The organism is Nonomuraea deserti, from assembly GCF_004348685.1.
Classification (GTDB): Bacteria; Actinomycetota; Actinomycetes; order Streptosporangiales; family Streptosporangiaceae; genus Nonomuraea; species Nonomuraea deserti.
The window spans coordinates 21,533-30,874 of sequence record NZ_SMKO01000107.1 but is presented as its reverse complement, the minus strand read 5'-3'; the positions used below and the strand labels follow the sequence as shown (position 1 = coordinate 30,874).

The following is a 9,342-nucleotide window of genomic DNA, read 5'->3' as shown; positions in this document are numbered from 1 at the left end:
CCCACACGACCAGCCGACGCGGCCCCCACCGGCGAACCGTCCCCGCGACCTGCCGACGCGGCCTCGGCAACCGGAGCGGCCCCGTCACCACGGCCGTCCGGTACGGACCATGCCGTGGCGCCTTCGGCAGACACCGGCTCCCCGCTGTCCCCGGCAGACGCGGTACCGGCCGCGACGCTCATCGCGGCACCGGCACCGGCGGGAGCGGCCTGGGTCCCCTGCGATCCCGGCTGTGCCCCTCCGTCGTCCGCCGTTTCGACGGCGCCCTCCACAACGTCGGTCCGCCGTCCCGCGGCAATCGCCGGAACGGCCCCCGATGCAGGAACGGCTCCCTGCGCGGCAGCGATCCCAGGCGTCGAAGCACTCCTTGACGCGGCAACGACCCCGGGCGTCGAAGCGCCCGCCGATGCGGGAGCGGCTTCAGGCCCCGACGCGGGTTGCGCGCCCGGATCGGCGACAGCCCTTTCCTGCGCCTGCCTCTCATCGGACGGCGCGGCCTGCGGCCGTTCGTCCCCCGTGCTCTGTTCGTGTTCCAATGGCGTGTCCGCCATCGTCGTCCTCCCTGGTAATTCGACGACCATCCGGCACCCCGGGCGGTCGTCGATGCGGATGGAACCCCCGTGCAGCTCGACGATCTCCTTCACGATGGCCAGCCCCAGTCCCGCGCCCCCCGCGTCGGCGGTGCGTCCCGCGTCCAGCCGGGAGAAGCGTTCGAAGACGCGTTCCCTGGCCGCCGCCGGGATGCCGGGCCCCGGGTCGGTGACGGCGAGCCGTACGCCGTCGCCCTCTTCGGCGCCGCTGACGGTGACCACGCCGCCCGGCGGGCTGTGGCGTACGGCGTTGTCGAGGAGGTTGGACAGGACCTGGGCGAGCAGGTCGGGGTCGGCGCGCACCCCCAGCCGGCCCGGGACCACAGACCGGATGGTGACGTCGTCGCGGGCCAGCGACGCCTCGCGGACCGCCTGCTCGACGAGCCGCGCCAGCTCGACGGGCTCGGGTTCGATGAGGCGTACCCCTGAGTCCAGCCGCGACAGGTCGAGCAGCTGGGCGACGAGCCGTCCGAGCCGCTCTGTCTGGGCGAGCGCTGTCGACATGGTGACGGGGTCGGGTGCGGAGACGCCGTCCACGACGTTCTCGAGGATGGCGCGGAGCCCGGTGATGGGGGTGCGGAGCTCGTGGCTGACGTTCGCGACGAGCTCGCGCCGCTGCCGGTCGACCTCGCCGAGGTCGGCCGCCATCGCGTTGAACGCCCTGGCCAGCTCCCCCACCTCGTCGCGCGAGGTGGCGCTGACGCGCAGCGTGTAGCTGCCCTTGGCGATCGTCTGGGCGGCGCTGGCCATCTGGCGCAGCGGCTTGGTCATGCCCATGGCCAGCACCTGCACCATGATCAACGCCAGGACGACGGCGACCGCGATGCGCACCTCGCCGGCCAGGCCGGAGGCGATGCCGACCTCGTTCACCACGAACGCCGTGCCCACGGCCAGCACGATCACGATGCCGAGCTTGACCTTGATCCGGCCGAGGAAGTCGAGCGGCCTCATTGCCGCACCAGCGCGTAGCCGACTCCGTGGACGGTGCGCACCACGTCGGAGCCGAGCTTGCGGCGCAGCGCCCGTACGTGGCTGTCGACGGTCCTGGTCGCGGCGGCTTCGGAGAAGCCCCACACGTCGGACAGCAGGCGGTCGCGCTCGAAGACCTGTCCTGGCCGCTCGGCCAGGCGCCGCAGCAGGTCGAACTCCGTCCTGGTGAGCTGCGCCTCCGCCCCGCGTACGAACACCCTGCGGGCCGCGGTGTCGATCTCGACCTCGCCGACCCTGATCACGGTGTCCTCGACGGCGAGCTGGGAGGCCCGTTCGACCCTGCGCAGCAGCGCGTGGATCCTCGCGACCAGCTCGCGCATGCTGAACGGCTTGGCCAGGTAGTCGTCGGCCCCGACGCCGAGCCCGACGAGCACGTCGGTCTCGTCGCCGAGCGCGGTCAGCATGAGCACAGGCACCGGCCTGGCCGCCTGCATCCGGCGGCACACCTCTAATCCGTCGAGACCGGGCAGCAGCCGGTCGAGGATCACCAGATCGGGTTCGGCCCTGCCGTACTGGACGAGGGCGTCCTGCCCGTCGCCCGCCACCCTGACGTCGAATCCCTCGGCCGCCAGCCTGTTCCTGACGGCCAAAGCGATCGTCACATCGTCCTCGACCACGAGGATGCGCCGCTGCTCTGCCACGTACGGAAGCCTAGAAGCGCCCTGTGCAGACGACACTGCTGAAGTTGTGCACATCCGGTGCAGACTGGGCGGGTGAACACCGCCGCATATCTGCGCCGCCTCGGCCTGCCCGGCCTGCTCGGCGCTCCCGTCAGCGCCGATAACCTGCGGGCGCTGCACGTCGCGCACGTCGAACGGGTCCCGTACGAGGTCCTGGAGATTTGGCTGGGCCGCCCCACCACCGTCGATCCCGTCGAGTCGGCCGAGCGCGTCATCCGCGGCCGCGGCGGCTACTGCTACCACCTCAACGGCGCGTTCTCCGAGCTGATCGGGGCGCTCGGCTACGACGTGACCCGGCATGTCGGCGGCGTCCAGATTCGCGGCGCCGAGCCCGGCGTCACCGGCAACCACCTGGTGCTCACCGTGCGCGGCCTGCCGGCTGACGGCAATCCGGGCGGCGAGTGGCTGGCCGACGTCGGGCTCGGCGACGGCCCGCACGAGCCGATCCCGCTGGTCGCCGGCTCCTACCGGCAGGGCCCTTTCACGTACGGGTTGCGCCCCTCGGAGGTCGCGCCCGGCGGGTGGCGGTTCGACCACGATCCGAGTTGTTCGTTCGAAGGTATGGACTTTGATCCGGTACCCACGGACATGTCGGCCTTCGTCAGCATGCATGACCATTTGACGACGTCCCCGACGTCCGGGTTCGTCCGGGTCGCTGTCGTCCAACGACGCGACGGCTCCGGCGTCGACCTCCTGCGCGGGCTCGAGCTGCGCCGCGTGGGGGCCGTCGCGCACACGATCACCCTGGACACGGCCCGCGACTATTTCGCGGCCCTGGCGGACGTGTTCGCGCTGCCACTCGACGACGTGAGCGCCCAGGAGAAGGAGAAGCTCTGGCGCAAGATCGACGACGCCCACAGGGCCTGGCTGGCAGGCGAACCCGCATGATGGCCACGCGTGCGCACGGGCGCTATCGTGCACCTAGAGATGGGTGAGACCAGCAAGCTGGCCGGCCGCTACCGGCTGCTCAACCCCCTGGGCGCAGGGTCCGTCCTCCTGGCCTTCGACGAGGTGCACCATCGTGACGTCGCGGTCAGGCGGCTGCGCGTCCCCGCGGAGCTGCGCGACGCCGCGCTGCACGAGGCGCGCCGGGCCACCACGCTGCGGCACGCCTCGATCGTGCAGGTGCTGGACGTCGTGATCGAGGACCGCACGCCGTGGCTGGTGATGGAGTTCGTCTCGGGCGCCTCGCTGGAGCAGGCCGTGCGCTCGCGCCGGCCGCTGCCCGTCCCGCAGGCGGCGAGGGTCGGGGTCTGCGTCCTGTCGGCGCTGGCCACCGCGCACGAGGCGGGCATCGTGCACGGGCGGGTCGATCCCGGAAACGTGCTGCTCACCACGACGGGGCGGGCGGTGCTCACGGGGTTCGGCTTTCCCAGCCTCAGCATGCTGCCGTCCGCCGACCTGTGGTCGATGGCCGCCACGCTGCACTTCGCGATCGAGGGCAGGCCGCCGGGCCAGATGCCCGCGGAGGGCGCCGACCCGCTCAGGTCCCTGGTCAGGGCGATGTTGCACCCGGCGGGGGCGCCGCCGATGGACGTGGTGCGCGAGACGCTCGACCGGCTGGCCGTGGACCGCCCGCTCGACGCGGTCATCGCCGCCTCGGGCCCGCTGCCGCCCGCGGGCGCGGCCGCGCTCGGGCTGGCCCTGCTCGACCGCCTGCTGGCCGTCGGCGAGTTCCACGGCGGGGTGCAGCCGGGCAACGTCATGATCGACGACAGCGGGCGGGCGCGGCTCCTGCCGCTGCTGCGAGCGGGCACGCTCCCCGCCTACACCGCCCCCGAGGGCGCCCAGAGCCAGGAGGCCGATCTGTGGTCGCTGGGCGCGACGCTCTTCACCGCGGTCGAGGGCTTTCCTCCCGCTCCTGGCGCGCGGCTGACGCGGGCGGGCACGCTGGCTCCTGTCCTGTTACGGCTGCTGGCGGGGCATCCGCAGGACCGTCCGACCCCCGACGAGCTCCGCTCGGAGCTGCAAGCGATCATGGCTCAACGGGGCTGAAAGCGTGGGCAACGATTGCGATACATCGCGAGCGGAACAACGACGGCGCCCCCACTCGTTGGACAGGCGACGCACAATGTGGAAGAGGCGGGGCGCACGCTCCGCGTTCGGAGGATGTTGAGGATGTCGCCAGTCCAGAAGTACGCCATCGGCGCAGGCGCCGCCGTCCTGCTGTCGCTGATGATCTTTGGCACCGGCCTGGTCACCCTGCTGGTTGTCCTCGGCGTGGTCGCCGCTCCGGTGATCGGTTACCTGATGCTCGACCCGTCGCAGCGCGAGCGCCTCAAGAGGGCGCGCAAGCGCGGCATCGGCCGCTGAGCCCGCCCGGCGGAGGCCTCAGGCCTCCGCCGCGGTCAGTGCCGCCTGCACCCGCTGGGTCACCCTGCGCTCGACGTAGAACGACAAGAACGGCACCGTGCCGCCCAGCATGACCCCGAGCATGTACGGCCACGTCCAGCGTGCCTTCATGCCCAGGTTCATGACGGTGACGAGATAGATCATGTAGAGCCCGCCGTGGATGGGGGCGATGATCTTCGACATGGCCGCCTCGTCGAAGCCGTAGCGCAGCACCATGCCGACGCACAACACCAGCAGCATGACGCCGACCACGTATGCCAGCACCCGGAAGGGCTTCAGAGCCGATTCCACGATTTAACCTTCCAGAGCCATCTCAGGGGACTTGCCACGTTCCCGATCCGCTCGTACGGCGTCGCGTACGAAGTGGAACCACATGAAAACGGCGAATCCGGCAAAGATCCACCAGTTGGCGGCGTAAGCGAGGTTACGCCAGGTGAGCGTGCCGCCGACCACGGGCGGATCGACCTTGACCTGCGCCAGCGAGCCCGACGGCGGCTGCGCCACGACATAGCCGGCGCGCACCTTCTGCCCCGTCCACAGGTTGATCAGTTCGCCCGTGGACACCGTCTGCACTTGACCGGCCGGCAGCCCCTCGCCGCGGCGCTGCACGCTGTCGGTGCCCTGCTGCGGGCGCAACCTCCCCGACAGCGCGATCCGGCCCTCCGGCACGGCCGCCACCGCGGGGTCGCCCGGCGTCTTCACCCAGCCGCGCACCACCGGCATCAGCGTGCCGTCGTCGAGCCGGAGCGGCGTGAGCACCCAGTAGCCGTGGCCGCGGGAGACGTTGCCGCCGGGGGCGTCGACGTCGGGCCGCCGGTCGGCCACCAGGAGCTGGCGGCCGGCGTCATAGACGCCCTCCGCCGTGACCCTGCGGCCGACGGCCTCACCGTTCAGCTGAGGGCTGACCCGGGCGAGCGTGGTGACCGCGACAGGCGCGGGATCGGTGGAGGCGCGCGGTTTCCCCGAGTCCTGGAAGACGCCGAGCTGCCAGCGGCCGAGCAGGATGAACGCGATGAGGACCCCGATGGTCAGCAGGTGCAGCCCCAGCATGCGTGGGGAGAGCAGGGTCCTCAGCATGCTTCAAAACTATCCGCCGGGTGGGGTGGTCCCCTAATCAGGCCGCCCGTGGGGCAGGGCGTGCTTCACCCCTACAGATCCCGCCAAACTCCGCAAATGTCACAGGCGCTCACGCTAAGCTGCTGCTCATGTCTGACCAGCATATCGACCCGGCGGGCAACACCCAGCAGTTCCGCGCGTTCGCACAGCGGCGCGAGCAGGAAGCCTCGGTCCCGCCGAAGAAGTCGCCCATCGTTCCCATCATCGCCGTCGTCGCCGCGGTCGTGATCGTCGGCGTCGTCGCCTTCCTCCTGCTCCAGTAGGCATCCGGCAAGGATGACCCGCCGCGGAGGCCGTGGCGGGTTTTCGTCGTTCCTGTGACGGGTTTCACCCTGGACCCGATCGGCGGCCGCTCCGTACATTAGACCTACCGTCCAATAGGCGCGCCGCGGAGGTCACATGGCTGGGATAGTGATCGTCGGCGCCGGCCTCGCCGGCGTCTGCATGGCCATCAAGCTCAAAGAAGCCGGCCACCACGACTTCGTCATCCTGGAGAAGGCCGGCGACCTCGGCGGCACCTGGCGCGACAACGCCTATCCCGGATGCGCGTGCGACGTGCCGTCGCACATGTACTCCTACTCGTTCGACCTCAATCCGGACTGGTCGCGAATGTTCGCGCCGCAGCGGGAGATCCACGACTATCTGCGGTCATGCGCGGACAGGTACGGCGTGACCCCCCACATCCGGTACGGCAAGCACGTCACCGCCCTCGAGTACGACGACGCCCGCCGCGACTGGACGGTCACCACGGACGACGGCGGCACGCTGCGCGCGAACGCCGTGGTCTCCGCGATCGGCGCCCTGCACATCCCCAAATACCCCGAAATTCCGGGACGCGAGTCGTTCGCCGGACCGGCCATGCACTCCGCAGCCTGGGACCGTTCCGTCGACCTGACCGGCAAACGGGTCGCCGTCATCGGCACCGGCGCCTCCGCCGTGCAGTTCGTCCCCCAGATCGCCCCCATCACCCGCGAGCTCACCGTCTTCCAGCGCACCGCGCCCTGGCTGCACCCCAAACCCGACTTCGCGATCCCGCCCCGCGCGCGCGACGTGCTGCGCCTGCCCGGCGTGGCCAGGACGCTGCGCACCGCCCTCTACTGGGCCCTGGAGTCGCGCGCGCTCGGATTCGCCGTCGACCCGCGCCTGATGAAGGCGCACGAGAAGCTGGCGCTCAGGCACCTGGCCGCCCAGGTTCCCGACCCCGACCTGCGCCGCAGGCTCACCCCCGACTACCTCATCGGCTGCAAGCGCATCCTGATCTCCAGCGACTACTACCCGGCCCTGATGAGGGACGACGTCAAGCTGGTCACCGACGAGATCACGGAGATCAGGCGGCACTCGATCGTGGACGCCGCCGGCCACGAGCACCCCGCCGACGCGATCATCTACGGCACCGGCTTCCGGGTGCTGGACTCGCTCGCCGAGCAGCACATCGTCGGCCGGGCCGGCGTGAAGATCCAGGAAGCCTGGCAGCACGGCATCCAGACCTACTACGGCATCACCACCTCCGGCTTCCCCAACCTGTTCTTCCTGCTCGGCCCCAACACCGGCCTCGGGCACAACTCGGTCGCCTTCATGATCGAGTCGCAGGTCCGCTACGTGATCGGTTGCCTGCGCCTGCTGTCCAGGACCCGGGCCAGAGCCCTCGACGTCAGGCCGGAGGCGCAGCGGGCGTTCGACCGGAGGTTGCGCGAGCGGCTCGACCCGCTCGTGTGGAACGCGGGCGGCTGCCGGTCCTGGTACCTGGACGAGCACGGAGTGAACAGGACGATCTGGCCGGGCTTCACTTTCGAGTACTGGGCTCGTACGCGGAAGGTGAAACCCGGCGCTTACCAGCTCATCTTCTAGCCGGCCGCACGACCATCGCGCTGCCGCCGCCCCGGCGGCCCGGCTCGGCCACCGCCTGGACGCGGCCCCTGCCGAGGAACTCCAGCGCCGTGGCGGCGCCGATCTCCGGGTTGAGCGCGAAGCTGTGCCCCTTGGCCTCCAGCTCGGCCCGATGCTCCGCCAGGAACGCCTGCTCGGCCTGCGTCTGCTCGGTGTTGCGCTGGGTGGCGCGCGGCGCGGCCAGCGCGTCCGGCAGGCTCATGCCGAACTCGTACCGGTTGACCAGGATCTGCAGCACGGTCGTGATGATGGTCGAGCCGCCCGGCGAGCCCGCCGCCAGCACCGGCCTGCCGTGGTCGAACACCAGCGTCGGCGCCATCGACGAGCGCGGCCGCTTGCCGGGGCCCGGCAGGTTCGGGTCGCCGGGCGCCGGGCCGAACGTGAAGTCGGTCAGCTCGTTGTTGAGCAGCACACCCCGCCCCGGCACGACAATGCCGTTGCCGCCGGTGGACTCGATGGTCAGGTTGTAGGCCACCACGTTGCCCCAGCGGTCCGCGACGACCAGATGGGTGGTTTCGGGGCCCTCCGTCGCGACCGGCGCGGCGCTGCCCGCCGGCTCAGGGCACGGCTCGTACGAGCCGTCAGGGCTGCCGGGAGCGGCCGGGTGCGCCATCGCCGTGTCGCCGATCTGGCAGGCCCGCTCCTTGGCGAAGCCGTCGGACAGCAGCTGGTCGAGCGGCACGCCGGGGATGTCGCCGACGTACGCGCCGCGGTCGGCGAAGGCCAGCCTGGACGCCTCCAGGTATTCGTGCAGGCCGACCTCGGGCAGGGCCTCCAGGATGTTGAGCGCCTCCCCGACCGTGGAGCCGCCGGAGGACGGCGGGGCCATGCCGTACACGTCCATGCCCCTGTAGGAGACCTTGGTGGGCTCGCGCAGCAGCGCCCGGTAGGCGCGCAGGTCGGACAGCTCCATCAGGCCGGGCCGGACGTTGCGGGTGCTGCCGGGGGTGACCGGCGGGCGCTTGACGGTGGCCACGATCTCCTTGCCGAGCTGCCCGCCGTACAACCAGCGGGGGCCGCGCCTGGCCAGTTCGCGGTACGTGGCGGCGAGCTCCGGGTTCCTGAAGATCGAGCCGACGGGCGGCGGGGCGCCGTTCGGAAGGTACAGCTCGGCGGTGGACGTGAAGTCCTTGAAGCGGCCGGCGTTGGCGGCGGTCTGGTCGTGGAACGTCTGGTCGACGACGAAGCCCCTGGACGCCACCTCGATGGCGGGCCGCAGCGCCTTGCCGAGCGACATCGTCCCGAACCTCCGCAGGGCGAGGTCCCAGTTCGCGACCGTGCCCGGCACGCCGGCGGACAGGCCGCTGGTGACTCCCTCCTCGAACGGGATGCCCTCCAGCGTGGTCGCGGTCATCGCCCTGGGCGCGGTCTCGCGCCCGTCGATCGTGAAGACCTTCCGCTTCCTGGCGTCGTAGTAGACCATGAAGCCGCCGCCGGCCAGGCCCGACGAGTACGGCTCCGTGACGCCCAGCACCGCGCCCGCGGCGACGGCGGCGTCCATGGCGTTGCCGCCCTTCCTGAGCACGGAGACGGCGGCCTTGGTGGCGTCGAGGTCGACGGTGGCCACGGCGCCGCCGTACCCCTCCGCGACCGGCACCTTCTGCGGGGGCTGTGCCGGCGCGGGCGCCGCCGGCACGAGCGAGACGAGGACTGCTGCTGCGGGAACGATCACTCGGCGCATGGTGTCCACGATGACCCAGGTACGCCCGTCGTGGTAGGGCCCCCTC

General features: G+C 71.3%; 10 protein-coding genes. 5 read left to right on the top strand and 5 right to left on the bottom strand.

From position 1 onward, the window contains the following. Both E1292_RS54180 and E1292_RS30980 read right to left on the bottom strand, forming a co-directional pair. Positions 1–1,541, bottom strand: a 1,541-nt coding sequence (locus E1292_RS54180) for a sensor histidine kinase (RefSeq protein WP_246090449.1), incomplete at its 3' end; no start/stop codon positions are given. Continuing rightward, positions 1,538–2,221 carry a response regulator transcription factor gene (locus tag E1292_RS30980; RefSeq protein WP_220447143.1) on the bottom strand — a complete coding sequence of 228 codons (684 nt, stop codon included), beginning with the start codon at positions 2,219–2,221 and terminating at the stop codon, positions 1,538–1,540. The genes E1292_RS30980 and E1292_RS54180, both read right to left, overlap by 4 nt. 72 nt (positions 2,222–2,293) lie before the next feature. On the opposite strand from E1292_RS30980, the gene E1292_RS30975 reads away from it, so the two are divergent. From E1292_RS30975 to E1292_RS30965, 3 genes are all read left to right on the top strand, one after another. After that, positions 2,294–3,148 (top strand): arylamine N-acetyltransferase family protein, encoded by an 855-nt coding sequence (locus E1292_RS30975; RefSeq protein ID WP_132599306.1) that lies wholly within the window; start codon positions 2,294–2,296, stop codon positions 3,146–3,148. A gap of 39 nt (positions 3,149–3,187) precedes the next feature. After that, complete coding sequence (locus E1292_RS30970; RefSeq protein ID WP_132599304.1) at positions 3,188–4,255, top strand: protein kinase domain-containing protein; 1,068 nt, start codon at positions 3,188–3,190, stop codon at positions 4,253–4,255. Between the two features lie 123 nt (positions 4,256–4,378). After that, positions 4,379–4,573 carry a tail-anchor membrane protein gene (locus E1292_RS30965; RefSeq protein ID WP_132599302.1) on the top strand — a complete coding sequence of 65 codons (195 nt, stop codon included), beginning with the start codon at positions 4,379–4,381 and terminating at the stop codon, positions 4,571–4,573. A gap of 18 nt (positions 4,574–4,591) precedes the next feature. Here E1292_RS30965 and E1292_RS30960 read toward each other — a convergent pair whose 3' ends face one another. Continuing rightward, the gene (locus tag E1292_RS30960; RefSeq protein ID WP_132599300.1) at positions 4,592–4,903 is read right to left on the bottom strand and encodes a DUF3817 domain-containing protein; all 312 of its coding nucleotides are present in this window, start codon (positions 4,901–4,903) and stop codon (positions 4,592–4,594) included. Positions 4,904–4,906: 3 nt separating this feature from the next. Further along, positions 4,907–5,689 carry an SURF1 family protein gene (locus tag E1292_RS30955; protein ID WP_165974825.1) on the bottom strand — a complete coding sequence of 261 codons (783 nt, stop codon included), beginning with the start codon at positions 5,687–5,689 and terminating at the stop codon, positions 4,907–4,909. 128 nt (positions 5,690–5,817) lie between these two features. Between E1292_RS30955 and E1292_RS51475 the strand changes: the two genes are divergently transcribed. Together E1292_RS51475 and E1292_RS30950 are read left to right on the top strand one after the other, a co-directional pair. Beyond that, entirely contained in the window at positions 5,818–5,991 is a 174-nt protein-coding gene (locus E1292_RS51475; RefSeq protein ID WP_165974824.1) for a hypothetical protein, read from the top strand. A 136-nt stretch (positions 5,992–6,127) separates the two neighbouring features. Next, positions 6,128–7,576 carry a flavin-containing monooxygenase gene (locus E1292_RS30950; RefSeq protein WP_132599298.1) on the top strand — a complete coding sequence of 483 codons (1,449 nt, stop codon included), beginning with the start codon at positions 6,128–6,130 and terminating at the stop codon, positions 7,574–7,576. Here E1292_RS30950 and ggt read toward each other — a convergent pair. Further along, on the bottom strand, positions 7,566–9,296 hold the full coding sequence (gene ggt / locus E1292_RS30945) for a gamma-glutamyltransferase (protein ID WP_132599296.1): 1,731 nt from the start codon (positions 9,294–9,296) through the stop codon (positions 7,566–7,568). The two genes, E1292_RS30950 and ggt, sit on opposite strands and share 11 nt — an antisense overlap. Between the last annotated feature and the right edge of the window lie 46 nt (positions 9,297–9,342).